This is a genomic window from Kaistia sp. MMO-174 (genome assembly GCF_037147815.1).
GTDB lineage: Bacteria > Pseudomonadota > Alphaproteobacteria > Rhizobiales > Kaistiaceae > Kaistia > Kaistia nematophila.
The window spans coordinates 258,848-279,022 of record NZ_JBBCUO010000004.1; the positions used below are offsets into that span (position 1 = coordinate 258,848).

At 67.6% G+C, this 20,175-nt stretch carries 19 protein-coding genes; 6 read left to right on the plus strand and 13 right to left on the minus strand.

Annotation, left to right across the window (positions count from 1 at the left end; genetic code table 11):
• Positions 1-20 precede the first annotated feature (20 nt).
• The 6 genes from WFK98_RS16290 to WFK98_RS16315 all read right to left on the minus strand — a co-directional run bounded on the left by WFK98_RS16290 (position 21) and on the right by WFK98_RS16315 (position 6,913).
• Complete coding sequence (locus WFK98_RS16290) at positions 21-1,301, minus strand: sugar ABC transporter substrate-binding protein (protein WP_266338818.1); 1,281 nt, start codon at positions 1,299-1,301, stop codon at positions 21-23.
• Between the two features lie 136 nt (positions 1,302-1,437).
• A complete protein-coding gene (locus tag WFK98_RS16295; protein ID WP_336800961.1) occupies positions 1,438-2,373 on the minus strand; it encodes a nucleoside hydrolase in 936 nt (311 codons plus the stop codon).
• A gap of 347 nt (positions 2,374-2,720) precedes the next feature.
• Positions 2,721-4,031, minus strand: coding sequence for an aspartate aminotransferase family protein (locus WFK98_RS16300; RefSeq protein WP_336800962.1), 1,311 nt, complete (start codon positions 4,029-4,031; stop codon positions 2,721-2,723).
• Between the two features lie 23 nt (positions 4,032-4,054).
• Positions 4,055-4,942, minus strand: coding sequence for an amidohydrolase family protein (locus WFK98_RS16305; protein ID WP_336800963.1), 888 nt, complete (start codon positions 4,940-4,942; stop codon positions 4,055-4,057).
• Positions 4,939-5,736, minus strand: coding sequence for an IclR family transcriptional regulator (locus WFK98_RS16310; protein WP_266338822.1), 798 nt, complete (start codon positions 5,734-5,736; stop codon positions 4,939-4,941). Before WFK98_RS16310 ends, WFK98_RS16305 begins: the two co-directional genes overlap by 4 nt.
• A gap of 184 nt (positions 5,737-5,920) precedes the next feature.
• Positions 5,921-6,913: a P1 family peptidase gene (locus tag WFK98_RS16315; RefSeq protein WP_336800964.1), complete on the minus strand. Its 993-nt coding sequence runs from the start codon at positions 6,911-6,913 to the stop codon at positions 5,921-5,923.
• Between the two features lie 350 nt (positions 6,914-7,263).
• Here WFK98_RS16315 and WFK98_RS16320 point away from each other — a divergent pair, with 350 nt between their 5' ends.
• The 6 genes from WFK98_RS16320 to WFK98_RS16345 all read left to right on the plus strand — a co-directional run bounded on the left by WFK98_RS16320 (position 7,264) and on the right by WFK98_RS16345 (position 14,164).
• The gene (locus tag WFK98_RS16320; protein WP_336800965.1) at positions 7,264-8,586 is read left to right on the plus strand and encodes an ABC transporter substrate-binding protein; all 1,323 of its coding nucleotides are present in this window, start codon (positions 7,264-7,266) and stop codon (positions 8,584-8,586) included.
• Between the two features lie 164 nt (positions 8,587-8,750).
• Complete coding sequence (locus WFK98_RS16325; protein WP_336800966.1) at positions 8,751-9,698, plus strand: carbohydrate ABC transporter permease; 948 nt, start codon at positions 8,751-8,753, stop codon at positions 9,696-9,698.
• Positions 9,695-10,510: a carbohydrate ABC transporter permease gene (locus tag WFK98_RS16330; RefSeq protein ID WP_336800967.1), complete on the plus strand. Its 816-nt coding sequence runs from the start codon at positions 9,695-9,697 to the stop codon at positions 10,508-10,510. The genes WFK98_RS16325 and WFK98_RS16330 overlap by 4 nt, the downstream gene beginning before the upstream one ends.
• 25 nt (positions 10,511-10,535) lie before the next feature.
• Positions 10,536-11,843, plus strand: coding sequence for an S-methyl-5-thioribose kinase (gene mtnK, locus WFK98_RS16335; RefSeq protein ID WP_336800968.1), 1,308 nt, complete (start codon positions 10,536-10,538; stop codon positions 11,841-11,843).
• Positions 11,844-11,849: 6 nt separating this feature from the next.
• The gene (mtnC, locus tag WFK98_RS16340) at positions 11,850-12,545 is read left to right on the plus strand and encodes an acireductone synthase (RefSeq protein WP_336800969.1); all 696 of its coding nucleotides are present in this window, start codon (positions 11,850-11,852) and stop codon (positions 12,543-12,545) included.
• Positions 12,542-14,164 carry a glycerol-3-phosphate dehydrogenase/oxidase gene (locus tag WFK98_RS16345; protein ID WP_336800970.1) on the plus strand — a complete coding sequence of 541 codons (1,623 nt, stop codon included), beginning with the start codon at positions 12,542-12,544 and terminating at the stop codon, positions 14,162-14,164. Before mtnC ends, WFK98_RS16345 begins: the two co-directional genes overlap by 4 nt.
• 90 nt (positions 14,165-14,254) lie before the next feature.
• On the opposite strand, the gene WFK98_RS16350 is transcribed toward WFK98_RS16345, so the two are convergent.
• From WFK98_RS16350 to hisD, 7 genes are all read right to left on the minus strand, one after another.
• Positions 14,255-14,512 carry a hypothetical protein gene (locus WFK98_RS16350; protein WP_266338830.1) on the minus strand — a complete coding sequence of 86 codons (258 nt, stop codon included), beginning with the start codon at positions 14,510-14,512 and terminating at the stop codon, positions 14,255-14,257.
• Between the two features lie 113 nt (positions 14,513-14,625).
• The gene (locus tag WFK98_RS16355; protein ID WP_336800971.1) at positions 14,626-15,396 is read right to left on the minus strand and encodes an SDR family NAD(P)-dependent oxidoreductase; all 771 of its coding nucleotides are present in this window, start codon (positions 15,394-15,396) and stop codon (positions 14,626-14,628) included.
• 1 nt (position 15,397) lies between these two features.
• The gene (locus WFK98_RS16360) at positions 15,398-16,336 is read right to left on the minus strand and encodes a 3-hydroxyacyl-CoA dehydrogenase (RefSeq protein ID WP_336800972.1); all 939 of its coding nucleotides are present in this window, start codon (positions 16,334-16,336) and stop codon (positions 15,398-15,400) included.
• A complete protein-coding gene (locus WFK98_RS16365; protein ID WP_336800973.1) occupies positions 16,336-17,226 on the minus strand; it encodes an N-acyl homoserine lactonase family protein in 891 nt (296 codons plus the stop codon). The genes WFK98_RS16360 and WFK98_RS16365 overlap by 1 nt, the downstream gene beginning before the upstream one ends.
• 13 nt (positions 17,227-17,239) lie before the next feature.
• The gene (locus tag WFK98_RS16370; protein ID WP_336800974.1) at positions 17,240-17,818 is read right to left on the minus strand and encodes a hypothetical protein; all 579 of its coding nucleotides are present in this window, start codon (positions 17,816-17,818) and stop codon (positions 17,240-17,242) included.
• Positions 17,808-18,851 carry a LacI family DNA-binding transcriptional regulator gene (locus WFK98_RS16375; protein ID WP_266338834.1) on the minus strand — a complete coding sequence of 348 codons (1,044 nt, stop codon included), beginning with the start codon at positions 18,849-18,851 and terminating at the stop codon, positions 17,808-17,810. The genes WFK98_RS16370 and WFK98_RS16375 overlap by 11 nt, the downstream gene beginning before the upstream one ends.
• Before the next feature lie 26 nt (positions 18,852-18,877).
• On the minus strand, positions 18,878-20,167 hold the full coding sequence (gene hisD, locus WFK98_RS16380) for a histidinol dehydrogenase (RefSeq protein ID WP_266338835.1): 1,290 nt from the start codon (positions 20,165-20,167) through the stop codon (positions 18,878-18,880).
• Between the last annotated feature and the right edge of the window lie 8 nt (positions 20,168-20,175).

Sequence of the window (20,175 nt, forward strand, 5' to 3'; positions counted from 1 at the left end):
CCTCCCCCTCTGGCGCCGGCTTACTTCAGGCGGCCGAAGGTTGCCTTCAGCTGCTTCTCGGCCCGGTCGAGCGTCGCCTTCGGGTCGGCGCCGTTGCGGACGTCGCTGAACGCCTTGTTCATGACTTCCTCGAAGGCGACATAGCCGATGGTGCGCGGACGGCTGACCGAGGTCTTCGACAGTTCATAGGCGAGCAGGTCGCCATAGGGGGCCGTCGAAGCACCGCCGAGCTTGGTCTGTTCCTCGACGTTCTTGACGAAGGCAGCCTTGTTGGCCGGCGGCAGCGGGTTGGCGGCCGTGGTCAGCAGCGCGCCCTCGTCGTCGATAGTCGTATAGGCGGCGAACTTCAGCGCCTCTTCCGGATGCTTGCTGTGCGGGCTGATGCCGACCGCCCACGAATCCGTCGCCGTGACCGGCTTGCCACCCGTGAAATAGGGATGCGGCGCGATACCCCACTTGAGGCTCTCGGACTTGCCGAAATCGTAGAAGTTCCACGGGCCGGCGACGAAATAGGCGATCTGGCCATTCAGGAACAGGGGCGACATCTGCTCGGCCGGGATGCCGCGCGGCGACAGGCCCGACTTGTAGAGATCACCGTACCAGGTCAGGGTCTCGACCCATTTGGGGCTGTTGACGTCCGGCGTCAGCAGGTCGTCGCCCTTCAGGCCCGAGCCCGCGCCGCTCGATTCGAACAGCGGCTGCAGCTGGTAGTAGCGGTCGACCTGCTCGAAGCCGAAGCCGTACTTGGCGCCGGCCGCCTGCGCCTTCTTGGCATTGGCAAGCAGCTCGTCCCAGGTCATGCGCTTCGCCGGATCGGCCGAGGGCGGCTCGATGCCGGCCTTCTCGAGCAGTTCCTTGTTGTAGAAGAGCAGCTGCGTCGAGGTCCATTGCGGCAGCGCGTAGAGCTTGCCGCCGGCGCTGGTCGCCGAAACGGCCTCCGGCGTCGTCGCGGCGGTGACCTTCTCGGTCTCCGACGACAGGTCCTTGAGCAGGCCGCGCTTGGCGAGAGCCGGCACGCGCGGCTCGTCGGCGCCATAGATGTCGATGCTGTCGTCGCCGGCGCCGATGCGGGCCTGGATCTGCGCATTCAGCTGGTCGAAGGGCACGATCTGCTGGCGGATCTTGATACCGGGATTGGCCTTCTCGAACGCCTCGATCGCCGGACCGTAGGTGCGCTCGTTCTGCGCATGCAGGAAGTTGATGGTGACGTCTTCGGCCTGGGCCGGCGCGAGCGACAGGGTCGCTGCCCCGGCGAACAGGATCGCCGCCGTCAGTCTTAGGGTAAGCGAACGATGCTTCATGTTGGTCTCCTCCCAAAAGACCCGGAGATGCGATCGATTTTCCTGGATCGAGCGCCCGGGCGTCGAACAGTGGGCCGGCGGATCGCTCCGCCGGTATTCCAGGACCTGTTTCCGGCCGTAGCGGCCGTCCGCCGGCCTATTTCGACTTCGCGAACGCCGCGAGCTTCACGAAGAAATCGCGGAAGATCGCGTCGCGATCGATCCGGTGGACATAGCGGATGAGGTGGCGCGAATTGTCGAAGCTCCACGTCACTTCCGGGGTGAGGATCGGGCTCGGCACCAGCGTCGAGGGGGTCCAGCTGGCGTCGATCAGGTAGGCGACCGGTGCCATGTCCCAGATCGGCTTCGACCAACCGATATGCTTGTCCTCGTCCTCGTAGCCCTTGACGCGGCCGGCGAGGAAGGCGCCGAGCGGACCCGACGGCTCGACATAGCGTTCGAGCTCGGGAATCGTGGTGCTCAGGGTCGAGACGACGCCCTCGCAAGGCAACATCACCAGCGGCACGCCGCTGTCGAACAGCACGCGGGCGCCGGGAACGTCCTGCTTCAGGTTGAACTCGCGCGTATGCGGCCACTGGAGCGAATGGCCGCCCAGCCAGCAGACGACGATCCTGTCGATGATGCGCGGCTCGATCATGATGGCCGAGGCGACATTGGTGATCGCCGCCAGAGCGATGATGTAGAGCGGGTCCTCCGGGGTCGAGGCCATGGCGCGCGCGATCAGGTCCTCCACCGCCGCGTTGCGCTGTGGCTTCAGGCCGGCGCCGACATAGTCGGTCGAGCCCTTGAACACGAAGCCGTCCGCCGGGCGGCCCATCAGCTCGAGCAGGCGGAGGATTTCCTCGTAGCTCTTCTCCATGCCGTCGGCGGGGCCGGTCGAGCGCGAATTAAAATAGGGAGCCGCATAGATGGCTTCCGTCGTCATGCGATCCTCGGAAAGAAGCGCGTAGACGATGGCGAACTGATCATCGATCTCGTTGAACGTATCCGTGTCGATCACGACCCGGGCCTTGCGGACATGCGGCGCGAGGCGGGCAACCCGGACGCTTTCGTCGATGGCAGGAAAATTCATCTTGGGACTCTCTCCTCCAGGTTACGCAAACGTTTGCGTAGCATCTACAGAACGCCGGGATTTTTGAAATATTCCCAACGAACGACAAGACGGAGCGCAGCAAAGCCCGAAGCGTCCGAAAGTGCAAGTCCGGGTTTACACTTTGGGATCCAAACTAAATACACGGAATGCCCCGCAGACATCGGCGGAACGAATTCCTGGACTTGATGCATCGCAGCATCGACTGCTGCGATGCAATATCTCGATGTCTAGCGGGATTGCCCTGAAGATGGCCGGCGGCCAAGACCGTTCCGGCCGAAGCGGCGCGACGATCGGCCAAGCCGTCGCGCCGGCGATCCCGCGCAGGGCTAGCGCAGGGTCTTCAGCACCGTCTCGGCGATATCGAGGGTGCGCTCGACATCGGCCAGCGTATGCGCCGCGCTGATGTGATTGCGCTTCAGCGCCATGGGCAGCATGAAGATGCCCTGGTCGACCATGGCACTGCGGAACGCCACGTCGCTGGCGTTGTCGTTGCGCAGCAGGTCCTCGTAGCGGTCGATCGGCCCGTCCATGAAATAGGGCGTGAACACCGAGCCATAGCCGCCGACCGTCATCCGGATGCCGAGGCGGTCCGCGATCGACTGGATACCGCTGCGCGCATGCTCGCCGAGCGCGAACAGGTGCCGGTGCACCGAGCCGTCCTCCATGGCGGCGATGGTGGCGAGCGCCGCCGCCGCGCCGACCGGATGGCCATTGTAGGTGCCGCCGACGAACACCTTGCCGCCGGGCGCCGTCGAGAACTGCATCATCAGGTCGCGACGGCCGGCGATCACGGCGCAGGGATAGCCATTGGCGATCGCCTTCGCCATGGTGGTGAGGTCCGGCGTGACGCCGAGCTTGGCCTGGTAGCCGCCGAGGCCGTGGCGAAAGCCGGTGATCACCTCGTCGAACACCAGGATGATGCCATGCGCATCGCAGATCTGGCGCAGGCCCTCGACGAAGGCCTGGGTCGGCAGCACGCAGCCGATATTGTGCGGGATGGCCTCGAGGAAGATCGCGGCGATCTCGCCGGGATGGGCGGCGATCGTCCGTTCGACGGAATCGAGATCGTTGAAGCGGCAGATCAGCGTGTTCTCGACCGCATCGGCGAGCAGCCCCGCGCAGCCCGGATCCTTCTGGCCGATCTTCTCGGCCGGGGTGATGACGTTCATCAGCAGATAGTCGTGCCAGCCATGGAACGTGCCCTGGAACTTAATGAGCTTGGTGCGGCCGGTGACGCCGCGCGCCAGGCGCACCGCCATGTAGGTCGCTTCCGAGCCGGTCGAAAACGCGAGCGCCATCTCGGCCGACGGCACGTGCTCGACCACTTTCTCGGCGAGCTGGATCTCGCGCTCGGTGACGCCGACGCCGACCATGTCGAGGCCCTCGATCGCCTCGGCCACGGCGGCGGTGACGCCCGGATGCCTGTGGCCGAGCACGATCGGCCCGAAGGCGGCGTGATAGTCGAGGAAGGTGTTGCCGTCGACGTCGCGCATATAGGCGCCCTCGGCCCATTCCCACGCCATCGGGCGGGCGAGGCGGCGCGTGGCGGAATTGACCCCGCCCGGGATCACCCTTGTGGCGCGGGCATAGAGATCGGCGGAATTCTGGAACGTCATGGCAGAGTTCTGAAAGGTCATGGCGGAATCCGGGTCCTGTGGCGTCAGTTCAGGCCGAGCAGCGCCAGGCTGTCGCGGTGGATGATCTGCTCGATGCGGTCGAGCGGGACGCGCGGCAGCCTGGTGCCTTCGACGATCGCGTTGACGTTGCGCAGGCCTTCGAGGGTCTCGGCCGGCGTGGTGATCGGGTAGTCAGAACCGAACAGGATCTTGTCGAGCACGTTCCACTCGGTCGCCTTGATCATCGCCTCGTAGAATGTGTAGGGGCGGTAGAGCAGGCCCGAAATGTCGGTGAAGACGTTCGGATGCTTGCGCACCACCACCGCCGTATCGACCGTCCAGGGATGGCCCATATGGGCCATGACGATCTTCAGATTGGGGTAGCGCATGGCGATCTCGTCGACGACCAGCGGATGGGCCGAGGCGATCGGCGCCATGCGCACCGCCGAGGTGCCGATGTGGAACAGGATCGGCAGGCCGTGCTCCTGGGCATACTGGTAGATCGCCAGCGCCCGGCTCTCCAGCGGATCGAAGATCTGGTAGTTGGCGCCGAGCTTGACGCCGCGCAGCCCGAGATCGACCCGGCTGCGCTCCATCTCGTCCAGCGCCTTGCGGTCATGCGGGTGCACCGCCATGAAGCCGATCAGCCGATCGGGGAAGGCGCGGACGAAGGCGGCGGTGGAATCGTTGACGCCATCGGCGACGTCGCCGACATCGCCGAAGCCATTGGTGCCGCCAACGCGTTCGCCGGGCTCCCAGGCGATGCCGAAGACGATGGATTTTTCGGCCGGCGCCTGCGCCGCCATGTAGTCGTTCCAGCTGTAGTTGCCCTGCACCGGGCGGTCGGGCCGCCAGGCCGTGTTGATCACCAGCTTGTCGGCGGGAACGCGGTCGCGGAATTGCGGCGTGTGACTATGGACGTCGATAATCATCGGGCAGGCTTCCTGGCAAGATATCCGAGGGCGGCGGAGATGCGGGCGGCGTGCTCGCGCACGACCCCGACGAGATCGCGCATAGCGGCTTCGTCGAGGCGATAAGTCGGCCCGGAATTGCTGATCGCGGCGACGACCTTGCCGGTGTGGTCGCGGACCGGCGCGGCGACGCAGCTCAACCCGTCCTCGATCTCCTCGTGGTCGACCGCGTGGCCGAGCGCCACGATCTGGCGCAGATGCGCGCGCAGCGCCGCGGGGTCGGTGATGGTGCGCTCGGTGTGCTTCTCGAAGCCGATCCTCTCGATCAGCGCCTCGCGCGCCGCTTCGTCCTGGAAGGCGAGCAGGATCTTGCCGACGCCGCTGCAATGCAGCGGATCGCGGAAGCCGACATAGGACGACATCCGCACCGCGCGCTTGCTGTCGATCTTGTCGATGCAGAGCGCCGACCGCTCGTTCAGCACCGACAGGTGCACCGTCTCGCCGGTCGCTTCCGCCAGCTGCTCGATGATCGGCCGGGCGACGCGCTTGACGTCGAGATCGCCGAGCGCCCGCACCCCGACCAGCAGCGCCAGCGTGCCGAAGCGGAAGGTCTGCCGCTCCGGGTCGCGATCGAGCAGCCCACGCCCGAGCAGAGTCGCCAGCACGCGGAAAACGGTGCTCTTGGGCAGGCCGATGGCGGCCGCGATCTCGTCGGCGGTCAAGGCCGAGTCGCTGGCCGCGAGGCACTGGATCACGTCGATCGCGCGATCCACGGCCCGGATCGAATATCGGTCACTGTCGGCAATTGAGTTCATCTGGTAAACTCACGTTTTATATTTGATAGCGTAGCTGCGAACGCCCGCTTGTCAAGCCGCCAGAGCCCCTCGTCCCGACGCCGAGAACGCCCCGGATGACGGCGCGCGCAGACGAGAACGTCCCCCGGAATCCGATCCGGAGGACGTCATGGTCCGTCTGGAAAATGCGGCGAGCGGCCTGGCGCTACTCGCCCCAGACGTCGCGCCAGGCCGGGAGCCTGCCGGGCTGCGGCAGGGCGGTCGCCTCATGGACGGCGCGAGCCGAGGCGCGGGCGAGCGTGCGCACGATGGCGTCGCCGATCAGCGCCAGGTCGAAGACCGGATCGGCGAGCGGCTTGCGGGCGGTTGCGGTGGCGAAGATGGTGTCGCCATCGAGCGGCGTGTGCACGGGCCAGATGGCGTGCGCGTAGCCGTCATGCGCCATAACGGCGAGGCGCTTGCACTGCGCCTTGGTCAGGACAGCGTCTGTGGCGACGACGGCGATCGTCGTGTTGGCGCCGGGCGGCAGCCCCTTCAGCGGCGGCCGCGCCGGCAAGGCGGGCAGCGGATGCGGCAAGCCGAGGCCGCCGAACTCGCCCGCCTGCTCGAATGGCGCCGCCCAGAAATGCGGTCCTTCGCCCAGATTGACGGAGCCGCAGGCATTGACCGCGACGAGCGCGCCGACCCGGTGGCCGGAGGCCGCGATCATCGAGGCGGAGCCGAGCCCGCCCTTCAGGTTGACGGTCGTGGCGCCGGTGCCGGCGCCGACCGTGCCGAGCGGAAAGTCGAGCCCGGCCGCCTCGACGGCAGCGTGGCCGAGGTCGCGATAGGGCGGAAACCGGCCCCAATCCTTGTCGCCGCCATTCAGCAGGTCGAACAGGACCGCGCCCGGCACGATCGGGACGCGGGCGGTGCCGACCTCGAAGCCAACCCCGCGTTCGGCGAGCGCGGCCATGACGCCGGACGCGGCGTCGAGCCCGAACGCCGAGCCGCCGGAAAGCACGACCGCATGGATGGCGCCGACCGTCTCGTGCGGCTCGAGCAGATCCGTCTCGCGCGTTCCCGGGCCGCCGCCACGCACATCGACCGAGGCGACGGCGGCCTCATCGAACACGACGACGGTGACGCCGGAGGCAAGTCCGAGGTCGGTGGCGTTGCCGACCCTGAGGCCCGGAACGTCGGTGATCAGATTGCGCATCGGGACGGAAACCTCGCAGCCAGCATGATGGCCGCCCAGTCGACGGGCGTTCGCCCGCAGCGTCAAGCCGGCGCAGATCGCCGGACCGCGGCGGATGCGACAGGAGGCCGGCTCGGATGCTGCGGGCGGCCGAAGAGTTCGACAGCCGAAATAAGTCGCTCATGCTAGCGAAGGCCAGGGAGAACGCCGCAGGCTGGCCTCTAGACGAATGTGATAGAAAATAATCCTGAATATCACTTTGCATTGGAATTAAATGCTTCGACGACGCAGGGCCGTTCGAGGAGACTTCGGCCCGAAACGAGTCCCGGCCACCATGTTGGAAGCGCGGGCGGAGCAGGAGAGACAAACCGATGTCGCGGTCGCGCAACGAGTTCGGCGGCGTAAGCCGTCGCGGGTTCCTTCAGGGTGCGGCCGCCGCGGCCATGCTGCCGATGCTGGCCGGTCCCGGCTTCGCCGCCGACAAGCCGCTGGCCGGGCAGAGCCTCAACCTGCTCGTCATCCAGCCGCACACGGTCTCCGGCAACAAGCTGGCCGCCGATTTCGAGGCGGCGACCGGCGCCAAGGTCAACGTCACCGTCGTTCCCTACGACCAGATCCAGGCCAAGGCGACGCTCGACGTCCAGTCCGGCGTCAACGAGTTCGACGTCGTCGACTACTGGTACCCGACCAAGGGCCAACTCGCCGAGGACGGCGTGATCGAGGACGTGACGGCGTGGATCGAGCGCGACAAGGCCGAGGTCAAGCCGGACGATTTCCTGCCGCTGGTCTACGACGCCTACACGCTGCACGACGGCAAGCGCTTCGGCCTGCCCTATGATGGCGACGCGCATCTCCTCTTCTACAACAAGGAGATCCTCGACCGGAACGGCGTCGCCGTGCCGAAGACCTGGGAAGAATACCTCGCCGCGATCGAGAAGATCACCGCCGCAGAATCGAAGAACGGCATCTATGGCGCGGCCGTGCTCGGCGGCAAGGCGCCGATCATCATCGGCTCGAGCTACGCTAACCGCCTCGCCGGCTTCGGCGGCAAGTTCCTGAACGACGACGGCAGCTCGGCGCTCGACAGCGAGGCGGCGGTCGCCGCCGCCAAGGCGCTCGTCGCCGCCAATCCCTACGCTCTGCCGACGCCGCTCGAGACCCGCTTCGAGGAAGGCCTGCCGGCGTTCCTCGGCGGCAAGGTCGGCTTCATCGAGTTCTGGAGCGACCTCGGCGTCTATGCCCAGGATCCGAAGGGCTCGCAGATCGTCGACAAGTGGGGCGTGACGCAGATCCCCGTCGGCGGCAGCAACACCCAGCCGCGCCTGGCGCTGAACGCCGGCTTCGCACTTGGCGTCTCCTCCGGCTCGGCCAAGAAGGACGCCGCCTGGCAGCTGATCAAGTTCGCGACCAGCCCGGCATACCAGGAGGAGCTGCTGCTCCTGACCGGCAGCGGCATCGATCCGGCCCGCCAGTCGCTGCTCGATTCCGACAAGTACAAGGCCTTCGCGCCGCAGGTGCAGGCGGCGCTTTCGAACGCGCTCGGCCAGAGCCTGCCCTGGCCGACGACGCCGGCATCGCCGAAGCTCCAGCAGGCGCTGGCCGACGAGCTGGCGCTGGCGCTCGCCGGCACCAAGACCGCCGAGGAGGCGATCAAGGACGCGCACACCCAGTGGCAGCAGATCCTGGCCGAGTAACGGCTTGATTTGACACGATCCCACCCGCTTTCGCGGGTGGGATCTTTCTTTTGTGACAGAGCATGCTAATGGCGTCGCGACCGTCGCCATGCCATCCGGGCCGGGCGTCGCAATCTGAGATCGCGGCCGGGCGGCTCGAGGCGCCTCGCCGCCAGAGGAAAAGCATGACCAGCATTCCCGAGGCCGAACGCGCCGATCCGGGCCGTCTTGCCGCAGCACAGGGCAACGCGCCGACCCTGCCGCGCGACTGGCGAAAGTTCCTCTGGGTCGCGCCGCTCGTCGTCTCGCTCCTGGTCACGACGGTCTATCCGACGATCTTTCTTGTTAGCCTTGCGTTAACCAAGAGCACGCTCGGCAAGCCATTCGGCGCCTTTGTCGGTCTGAAGCAGGTCACCCGCGCGCTGCTCGACCCGAATTTCCACAGCGCCGTGCTGAAGAGCATCGCCTTCGCCTTCGCCTCGGCGACGGCCGAGCTCGTCATCGGCTTCGCGCTGGCGAGCCTGTTCGTCGCCCTGCTCAAGGCTGGCCGTTTCCTGCTCACCCTCGTGCTGCTGCCGCTTATGACGCCGCCGGTCATGGTCGGCATCGCCTGGAAGCTGATCCTCGCCCCCTCCGGCGGTCTTGTGAACGGCATCCTGCTCTCCTGGGGCGTCATCGACCAACCGATGTCGTTCCTCGCCAGCCCGACTCTGTCCTGGATCTCGATCGGCATCGCCGACCTCTGGCAGTGGGTGCCTTTCGTGACGATCCTCTGCTTCGCCGCGCTGGTCAGCCTGCCCGATGGCGTGCGCGAGGCGTCGATGATCGACGGCGCCGGCCGCTGGCGGCGCCTGCGCCATGTCATCCTGCCGCTGGTCGCGGCCCCCCTCGCCTCGATCTTCCTCCTGAAGCTGATCATCGGCTTCAAGCTGTTCGACCTCGTCTACGTGCTGACCTTCGGCGGCCCCGGCTTCACCACCACCAACGCCACCTTCGGCATCTGGCGGCTCGCCTTCGAGCAGTTCGACGTCGGCCGCGCCGCCGCGCAGACGCTCATCTTCGCCATCGTCATCGGCATCGTGACGATCCCCGTCGCCAGGCTGCACCAGCGCGCGTCGGAGTATTATTCATGACCCGGCCGTCGATGCGCGCCCTGCAGGTCCTGGCCGCCGTCTTCGCCGTCGGCTTCTTCCTGCTCCCCATCGCCTATCTGCTCTCTGTCTCGTTCAAGCGGCCGGACGACGTGCTGGCGGGCCGGTTCTGGCCGACCGACCCGACGCTCGCCAACTGGCCGGCGGCGTTCGAGGCGACGTCGCTCTCGACCTTCATCCTGAATTCGGTCGTCGTCTCCGTGCTCTCCGGCGTGCTGACGATCGCCATCACGCTGCCGGCCGCCTATGCGATGATCCGGCTCGGCATCGGCAGGAAGTTCCTTCCGCAGGCGACGCTCGCGAGCTACATCGCGCCGCCGATCGTGGCGCTGCTGCCTTTCTTCTTCCTGTTGAAGACGATCGGGCTCCTGAACACCCATGCCGGGCTGATCCTGGTCAACGGCCTCCTCAACATCCCGGTCGCCTTCTGGCTGCTGGCGCCCTTCCTGCGTCGCGTGCCCGTCGAGATCGAGGAGGCGGCGGCGCTCGACGGCGCCGGCCGCCTGCGCACGCTGGTCTCCATCGTCGCGCCGATGATCGCGCCGGGGATCGCCGCCACCTCGCTCATCGTCGTCATCCTGAGCTTCAACGAATTCCTGCTGGCGTCCGGCCTGACGCTGTCCGACAGCATGCGCACGCTGACCGTCGGCATCTCGCTGTTCCAGGGCGACCGACTCGTCAATTTCGGCCAGATGGCCGCCGCTTCCCTTGCCGGCATCGTGCCGATCTATGCCATCGCCCTCCTGATGCAGAAGCATCTGGTCGAGGGTCTTGCGCATGGCGGCGTTAAATGATGTCAAGGCGCGATCAGGAGGATCCATGTCCGCAGTATTGAACGCCCGCACCGACGGCTATCGCGTCCTGGCCCAGGCCGACATCATCCCGCATCTGGCGACCCTGCCGGAGATCGCCGCCATCCTCGGCGGCGCCCCGTCCGAATGGACGATCCGCGACGTCGCCGACGGCTATATCAACGCGGTCTATCTCGTCGACGGTCCGAAGGGCGGCATCTGCGCCAAGCAGGCGCTCCCCTGGGTGCGCTATCACGGCGAGAGCTGGCCGCTGGCGGAAGACCGGGCGTTCTTCGAGGCGAGCTACATGCGCCGGCTCGATCCGATCGTCGGCGCGCTGGCGCCCAAGCTGCTGCATTTCGATCCCGTGCTGCAGTTCCTGGTGATCGAGAAGCTCACGCCGCACATCGTGCTGCGCGGCGGCCTGATCGAGGGCCTCCGCTACCCGAAGGCCTCCGCCGATGTCGGCCGCTATGTCGCCCAGGCCGCCTTCCACACCTCCGACCTCGGCGTGCCGTTCGAGCGCAAGTTCGAGGATATCGGCCTCTTCGCCGCCAACCGCTCGCTGCTCCGCATCAGCGTCGACCTGATCTTCCTCGATCCCTACCAGGAGACGTGGCGCAACCGCTTCGTGACCGAGCTCGACGCCTGGGCCAAGGCGTTCCGCGACGATGTCGAGCTGAAGACGGCCGTCGCCCGCCACCGCAGCGCCTTCCTGAGCAACCGCCAGGCGCTGCTGCATGGCGACCTGCATTCCGGCTCGGTAATGGTGACGGAGGACGACACCCGCGTCATCGACGGCGAGTTCTCCACCTTCGGCCCGATCGGCTTCGACCTCGGCGCCTATGCGGCGAACCTGATCCTGAACTGGTATGCGCAGGGCGGCTATGACCGCCCGGCCGATGAGCGCGACAGCCATCGCCAGTGGCTGCTCGAACAGGTCGCCGTGCTCTGGGACAGCTTCCGGCGCGAATTCGTCGCCATCTGGGAGCAGAACCCCGATACCGGCGGCGACCTCTACCCCGCCGCGCATTTCTCCGGCCCGGCCGGCGCGGCGCGCCTCGCCACGATCCGGCGCGACTATGTCGACGCGATCTTCGCCGATTTCGTCGCCTTCGCCGCGATCAAGATGATCCGTCGCGTCATCTCCTACGCCCAGATCGCCGATTTCGGCGTGATCGAGGACACGAAGCGGCGCGCCGAGATGCAGGCCGATGCGCTGGCCTTCGCCCGCGAGGTGCTGAAGAACCCGGCTCGCTTCACCGACCTCGGCGCCTTCCTCGACGCGATCCCGCGCTTCGAGGGCACCGGCCTCGATCCGCACGCGAAGGGCTGAGCCGGCATGACCCAGCTGACCTTTTCCCCGGACGTTGTGCTGCTCGACATCGAGGGCACGATCAGCTCGCAGCCCTATGTGATCGAGGTGCTCTACGGCTATCTGCGCCGGCACATGCCGGCCTATGTCGCGGCGCACCGCGACGATCCGGTGATTCAGAAGATCCTCGCCGACACGGTCGTGCTCTCCGGGACGGATGCCGACCCGGTCGAGACGCTGCTCGGCTGGCTCGCCGAAGACAAGAAGGCGCCGCCGCTGAAGAAGATCCAGGGCCTGATCTGGGAAAACGGCTATGCCGAGGGCGCATTCAAGGGCCACATCTACGCCGATGCGCTCGCCGTGCTGACCCGCTGGCACGCCGCCGGCATCCCGCTCTACATCTTCTCGTCCGGCTCGATCCAGTCGCAGGTGCAGTTCTTCCAGTTCAATAGGGCTGGCGACCTGCGCTTCCTGTTCAAGGGCCATTTCGACACCGACACCGGCGCCAAGGTCGAGACGGCGTCCTATGGCAAAATCGCGGAAGCGATCGGCGTCGCGCCGGAGCGGCTGCTGTTCTTCTCCGACAATCCGCGCGAGCTGGTGGCGGCGACGGCGGCCGGCGTGCCCAATGTGCATGTGCTGCGCGAGGACACCCCGCCCGACGCCCGCTTCGCGGAAATCCGCTCCTTCGAAGAGGTGGAACTGACCCCGGGGGCAAGGTGAGCCCCGGCCAGCCGACGCTCGACCGGAGCCGGATGGAGGCGGAGATCGCCGCCGACAATTGCTTCGACGCGGTGGTCGTCGGCGGCGGCATCACCGGCGCCGGCACGTTTCGCGACCTCGCCCTGCAGGGGCTTCGCGTGCTGCTGGTCGAGCGCGACGATTTCGCCAGCGGCGCCAGCGGCGCCCTCACCCGCATCGCCCATGGCGGCTTCCGCTATCTCGAGCGCGGCGATGTCGGCCTCGTCAGGGAATCGGTGATCGAGCGCGACCTCCTGGTCGCCAACGCCCCGCATGTCATCCGCCCGGTGCGCGTCGTGCTGCCGCTGCGCACGCGCCTTGGCGGGCTGCTCGCCGCGCCGTTCCGCTTCCTGAAGCTGATGCCGGGACGCGGCATGCCGGGTGTGGTGCCGATGACGATCGGCGTCCGCCTCTATGACGCGCTCGCCGGCCGCAGGCGGGCGCTTGCCCGCGGCGGCGCGGCGATGGGCGCGGGCGCGCGGCGTCTCTTCCCCTATCTCGGCCAGGGCTTCGCCGGCGCGATCTGGACCCAGGAAGGCCGCATCCATGCGCCGGAACGGATCGCCGTCGAACTGGTCGAGGACGGCGTCGCCACGGCGACCCAGTCCGCCGCGCTCAACTATTGCCGGCTGGCCGGCGCCGAGGGCTGCACGCTGACGCTGGAGAATCGCCTCTCCGGCGCGACCTTCACGGTTGAGGCCCGTGTCGTCGTCAATGCCGGCGGCGCCCATGCCGACAAGGTGGCGGCGCTGTTCGGCGTCACCGGGCGCATGACCGGCGGCGTCGCCGGCATCCATGTCGTCATCGACGCGCCGTCGATCGCCGCGAGCCTCAGGGACGACCTGCTGTTCTTCGAGGACCATCACGCCGACCCGGCCAAGCGCCGGCTCTGCGTGCTCTACCGGCTGGCGGGAAATCGCCTGCTGCTCGGCACCACCGAATTTGCCTGCGACGATCCGGACGAGGCGACCATCCGCCCGGCGGACGAAGACTATCTGCTCAAGGCGCTCGACGCCGCCCTCCCCGGCCATGGCGTGACGAAAGAGGCCATCACCGGCCGGATCGTCGGCGTGCGGCCGCTGATCCGCTCGAAGGCGGCCGACCTGACGAGCCGCAGCCGCAGCCACGCCGTCATCCGGCACGACCCGGCGGGCGCAAAGCTCATCACCATCATCGGCGGCAAGTGGACGACCTTCCGCCGCATGGCCGAGGATGCCGCCGACGCCGTCCTCGCCGAGCTCGGGCGGGCTCGCATCCTCTCGACCGCGCATCTCGCCATCGGCGGCGGCCGCGACTTTCGGCGCGCTGACATCATCCGGGATCTGGTCGCGGGCGGGCTCGACGCCGCGCTTGCCGAGCGCCTGGCCGACACCTATGGCAGCCGCGCTTCGCGTGTGGCGGAATGGATCCGGAAGGAAGGCGGCGAGCCGGTCTCGGCCGATGGCCGCCTGACCCGCGGCGAGGTCGCCTTCTTCGCGCGGGCCGAACTCGCGGCCACGGCGGAGGATATCGTCCGCCGGCGCAGCGACCAGTTCTTCCGGAGCGACGACCTCGAGACCCTGACGGCGCGGGTCGCCGACGAACTCGATCGGTGGTCATAGGGCGCCTGCGGCCCTCCTCCGCTTGAGGAGGACAGGCAGCGGTGGAGATTGGGAGGTCGGTCTTCACGCGACCGGCCTCCCGTGGCGATCTCAGAGGACGTCGAGTTCGATCTCGTCCGCCAGCGCCTCTTGCTTCTGCTCGTCCGTCAGGGTGACTTCCTCGGATTCGCCTTCGGCATTCTTCACCTCGAAGGTGTCCGGCAGCTCGTCGTTGAGCGACCAGTAGGCCAGCATCGCCGCTTCGGTCGGGTTGCTGGCGATCACGTCGACGGTGATCGTCACCTGATAGTGGTCGCCTTCGAATTCGTCGAAGTCCGTGTCGAGCTCGGCTTCCGTCTTGTCCGACATCCATGTCTCCGCAACTTTGTCGGCGAGGTGGTTCCCGCCGATCCAGCTGCTCTCCTACGCAGTTTGCGTGTCAGCGGAAAGACCTCTTCCGGCCCGATCCCCCGCCGCCCCCGCTAGCAGAGCGGCCGGCCGCCATCGATCGGGATGATCGAGCCGGTGGTGAACGTCAGAAGGCTCGCCACCGCCAGCACCGCATTCGCCACCTCTTCCGGCTCGGACAGCCGGCCGAGCGGCGTCTGCGCCGCCTGCCGGTCGCGCCATTCCGGGTCGAGGCCCCTGACGAATTCCGTGTCGACCAGCCCCGGCGAGACCGAGACGACGCGGATCTCGGGCGCCAGCGCGCGCGCCAGCGACTTCGTCAGATTGTCGACCGCCGCCTTCGAGGCGCAATAGGCGATGTTGCTGCCCATCGCCGTCACCGCGGCGATCGAGGAGATGTTGACGACGAGCCCGTCGCCGGACGCCTTGAGCAGAGGACGGAAGGCGCGGACCATCGCGATCGGGCCGCGCACATTGACCGCCAGCACCTGGTCGATCAGCGCGTCGTCGAGCCCGTCGAGATCGCCATGGGCGACGAAGCGCGTGGTGCCAGCGCAGTTCACCAGCATGTCGAGCCGGCCATAGCCGGCCTCGACCTCCGCGGCCAGCCGGCCGATCGCGGCCGTATCGGTGACCGGGGCGGCGAGCGCCCGATGCCCATCGCCCGGCAGCGAGGCGGCCAGCGCCTCGGCCGCCTCGGCGGAGGCGTTGTAGCCGACGACGACGGTCGCGCCCGCCGCCGCCAACGTCCGCACGATCGCCGCGCCGATGCCGCCCGCCCCGCCCGTGACGAGCGCGACCCTGCCCTGAAGCGCCTTGGCGCCGATCGATGCTGAGGCGGTCATCTCAGTCCTTCTGGGCCTGCTTGTGCGCCACGAGCCGCATCAGCCGGCCGTCCCGCCAGGCGCGGCGATCGGCGAGGGCCTCGCTCGGCAACGCACCGCGCCGCTCGGCCGCGACCCGCCCGACGAGCTCGTCCGACCAGGGCTTCGGATCGGTCCTGTCCTGCGCGACCGAATGATAGAGCGGCCCGAGGCGCTCTGCGTAGTCGGCGACGCCGCCCGGAGCGTTCAGGTCGATCGTCTCGAACGGCCCCATGAACGACCAGCGCAGGCCGAGGCCATGCGCGACGGTGGCGTCGATGTCGGCGGCGCTGGCATAGCCATCCTCGAACAGGGCCCAGGCCTCGTTCAGCAACGCGCCCTGCAGGCGGTTCAGGATGAAGCCGGCAATCTCGCGATTGACCACCACCGGCACCTGGCCGAAGCGTTCCATCTCGGCCCGCAGGAACGGCACGATCGCCGGGTCTGTCCAGGGCGCCGGCACCAGCTCGACCACCGGAACCAGATGCGGCGGATTGACCGGATGGCTGATCAGGAAGCGACAGCGATTGCGGCAGCCCTCCGTGAAGGCCGAAGCGGGAATGCCGGAGGACGAGCTGCCGACGATCGCATCCGGCCGCATCGCCGCGTCGATCGCCAGCGAGATCGCCGTCTTGACATCGACGCGCTCGAACACCGACTCCTGCACATAGTCGGCCTCGGCCACCGCCTCGGCGAGGCTGTCGGCGACCGAGATGCGTGTGAGGATGGCCTCGACCTCGTCGACGAGCCCGACCGAGCGCATCTCGGCCAGGCTTTCGCGAATGCGATCGAGCACGGAGGCGCGGATCGACGCCTCCGCATCGAAGACCCGGACGGTCGCGCCGGATCGGGCGAAGACGATCGCCCAACCCGAACCGACCAGCCCGGCGCCGACGATGGCGACGTTGCGGATCGGCTGCATCAGTTCACCTTCGAGGCTTCGCCGTCGGCGAGGCAGATCTCGGTGATGCGCAGGCCGTCCGCAGTGATGCGCGAGGGGAAACGGTCGCGCAGCCGCTCCTCGTGGATCGGGATGACGCGGCGGGATTCGTAGCCGACCTGCTTCATCATCTCCTCGGTCGCCAGCACCAGATTGGTCTGGCTGCCGGTGGCGAGGCCGACCGGCACATAGATCGGATCGTTGACGTCGACGGCGCCGCCCGGGCCTTCGATGTTGTCGAACACATAGACGAGGTCGCCGGCGAGCACCCAGGTATCGGACGAATCCTTCTCGCCGTCATTGCGGACCGTGATCCACTGCGAGCCGAAGGTGTGGCTGTCGAAGGCGGCGTGCAGGTCGACGCCCGGCAGCACGTCGGCGCGGGCGCCGTCGACGGTGACGAGGCGGCGCTGGCGGGCGAGGTCGAGGCCGCGCACGATGTCGCCGGGATCGACCGCCGTCATCATCCAGCGCATGCGGTCTGGCAGCGCCATCGCCCAGGCCCATTTCGCGACCTCGCGCTCCTGGATGTAGAAGGTGGCGTTGGGGAAGTCCTCGACATTGCCGAAATGGTCGAAATGGGCGTGCGTGACGAAGACGGTGTCGACCTCCTCCGGCTTGACGCCGACCCCGCCGAGCACGGTGCGCGGCGAGCGCCAGTTCTCGACGCCGAAGCGGTCGCCCAGCACCTTGCCATAGTCCTTGTCGTTATAGCCGACGTCGATCATGGCCGTGTGGCCGTTGCCCTTGATCAGGGCATAGCAATAGGGAAGCTTCACATAGCCCTGATTGTGCGCACCATAGAGCACGCCGCTCTTGTGGTAGTTGGTGACATAGCTGTATTCGAGCACCCAGATCGAATAGTCGCCCATATAGTCTTCCTCCCTAGCATCGTGTTGGTTGGACCATGCATGAACAGCAGGCCTGGCTGAAATCGACCATGCTCAAGCCCGCCTCCATGTCGGAGGCGCTCCTCAGGGCTTGATAGGCCGCGTTGATCTCGTTCGAGGCGATCGCGAGCGCCGCCTCGCCGCCGCCGATCTCGCCGAAGCGGCGGAAATGCCGAAGGCCGGCGCCGATATGCGCGAAGGTGGCGTCGAGCCTGGCCTTGTGCGCGGCAAGCCCGCCCGGTGCGTCGAGCGCCGCCAGCGTTTCGCCCGCCTGACGCCAGCGCTCGTCGGCGATCGGCAGATCCGGCAGGTCGAGCACCTCGCGCCGACCACTGGCCTGGACCAGGATCAGCAGCCCGGCGAGCTGGCCGATCAACCGGCGGAACGCCTCATAGGCCTTGCCGGCCTCGACGCGATAGACGACGACCCGATCGGCCAGCGCCTCTTCTGCGGCGCCCGGCAGCGCCACGGCGCTGGCCGTGAAGCGCGCCGGCTCGGCGAGCGCCGAGCAATCCTCGCGATGCAGCGCCACGGCGCGCTCGAACAGCGCCCGCCCGGCCTTGTCAGTCCGCATGGCGGTTCCTCGTCGATTGCCGTTCGACCAGCACCGTCGGCGCGATGCGCTGCACGAAAGGTTCGGCCGCCGGTTGGGCGGAAACCTTGCGCGCGATGTCGACCGTGCTCTTCAGCATCGCCTCGACCGGCTGGCGTACGGTCGTCAGCGCATGCGACGGCCAGGCGGCCATCGCGACATCGTCGAAGCCGACGACGGAAAGATCCTCGGGAATGGCGAGCCCGAGCTCGCGGCGAACGCCGTCCATGAAGCCGATGGCGAGAATGTCGTTGGCGCAGAAGACGCCGTCAGGGCGAGAGGCCAGCGCCCCGAAGGCCGCCGCCGCGCCATAGCCGGCTTCGTAGGAGAACAGCCCGGCCTCGACGCAGACCGGCTCCTCCAGCCCGCGCTCGATGGCGCGCTGAACGAACCCGGCCCGGCGTTCGACATTGGTCGAGGCGTCCGGCCTCGCCGCGATATAGGCAAGACGTTGATGGCCGCGATCAATGAGGAAATCGGCGACCATGGCGCCGCCGATGCGGTTGTCGCAGCTGACGCCGAAGCAGTGATCGTCCTCGGACAGGCGGTTGAAGAACACCACCGGCGTCCCCTGCGCCTCGCATTCGTCGCGCACCTCCGGCGACAGGCGCGAGGCGAGGATGATGGCGAGGTCCGGCTGATAGGTGAGCAGGAGACGGACCGCGTCGTCGATCTCCTTCGGCGCCTGCGCGGCCACCAGCATGACGTTCATGCCGAAGGCGCGCAGGTCCTCGGTCATCCGCGTGACGACTTCCGGGTAGAAAGGATTGGTGATGTCCGACACCACCAATCCGACAATGCGGGTCTTCTTGGTGATCAGGCTGCGGGCGAAGGGGTTCGGCCGGTAGCCGATCTCCTGCGCCCGCTTCAGGACCACGTCGCGCGTCTGCTGCGCGATGACGGCGTGGGGATGGAAGGCGCGCGACACGGTCGACACGGACATGTTCAGGTCGCGCGCCAGATCCTTGACCGTGATGCGCGGCTTGCGCTCCCGGCCCTTCGCGTTGTCAGCCATGATCATCCCTCCGCGGTCCATGGTGCTCAGGCGGCGTTGCGCCCCCCGAATCGACGGACGCGGATGTTCGCCTGTTCGGCGTGGCCGTGGAATCCTTCCAGCATGCAAAGGCGCGAGCAAACTTCGCCAACCAGCGCGCTCGCCTCGTCCGTCAGAACCCGCTGATAGGTGCAGGTCTTGATGAACTTGCCGACCCACAGGCCGCCGGTATAGCGCGCCGCCTTCTTGGTCGGCAGCGTGTGGTTGGTGCCGATCACCTTGTCGCCGAAGGCGACATTGGTGCGCGGGCCCAGGAACAGGGCGCCGTAGTTGGTCATGTTGGCGAGGAAATAATCGGGATCGCGGGTCATGACCTGGACATGCTCGGAGGCGATCCGGTCGGCTTCCGCCACCATCTCCTCGTAGCTGTCGCAGACGATGACCTCGCCATAGTCGGCCCAGGACTGGCCGGCCAGCGCCGCCGTCGGCAGCGTCTGCAGCTGGCGCTCGATCTCCGCCATCGTGTCGCGGGCGAGCCTTTCCGAATTGGTCAGCAGCACCGCCGGCGAGTTCTTGCCGTGCTCCGCCTGGCCGAGCAGGTCGGTCGCGCAGATCTCGCCGTCGACGCTGTCGTCGGCGATCACCAGCGTCTCGGTCGGGCCGGCGAAGAGATCGATGCCGATGCGGCCATAGAGCTGGCGCTTGGCCTCGGCGACGAAGGCGTTGCCCGGGCCGACGATCATGTCGACCGGGGCGATCGTCTCGGTGCCGAGCGCCATGGCGCCGACGGCCTGGACGCCGCCAAGCACATAGATCTCGTCGGCGCCGGCGAGGTGCATCGCCGCGACGATCGCCGGGTGCGGCCCGCCCTTGAACGGCGGCGCGCAGGCGACGATGCGCTTCACGCCCGCCACCTTGGCGGTCACCACGCTCATATGGGCGGAGGCGACCATCGGATACTGGCCGCCCGGCACGTAGCAGCCGACGGCGTTGACCGGAATGTTCTTGTGGCCGAGCACGACGCCGGGAAGCGTCTCGACCTCCAAATCGAGAATGCAGGCGCGCTGCTTCTCGGCGAAATTGCGAACCTGGGCCTGGGCGAAGCGGATGTCGTCGAGATCCTGCTTCGAGACCTTGGCGAGCGCTGCCTCGATGTCGGCGTCGCTCAGACGGAAGGTCTCCGGCGACCAGGCGTCGAAGCGCTCCGAAAGCTCGCGCACCGCCGCGTCGCCGCGCTTGCCGATATCGGCCAGGATGCCCTCCACCGTCGCGCGGACCTTCGCGTCATTCTCGGCGACAGCGCTCGAATCCTGACCGCGCTTCAGATACTTGGCCATTCTCGTTC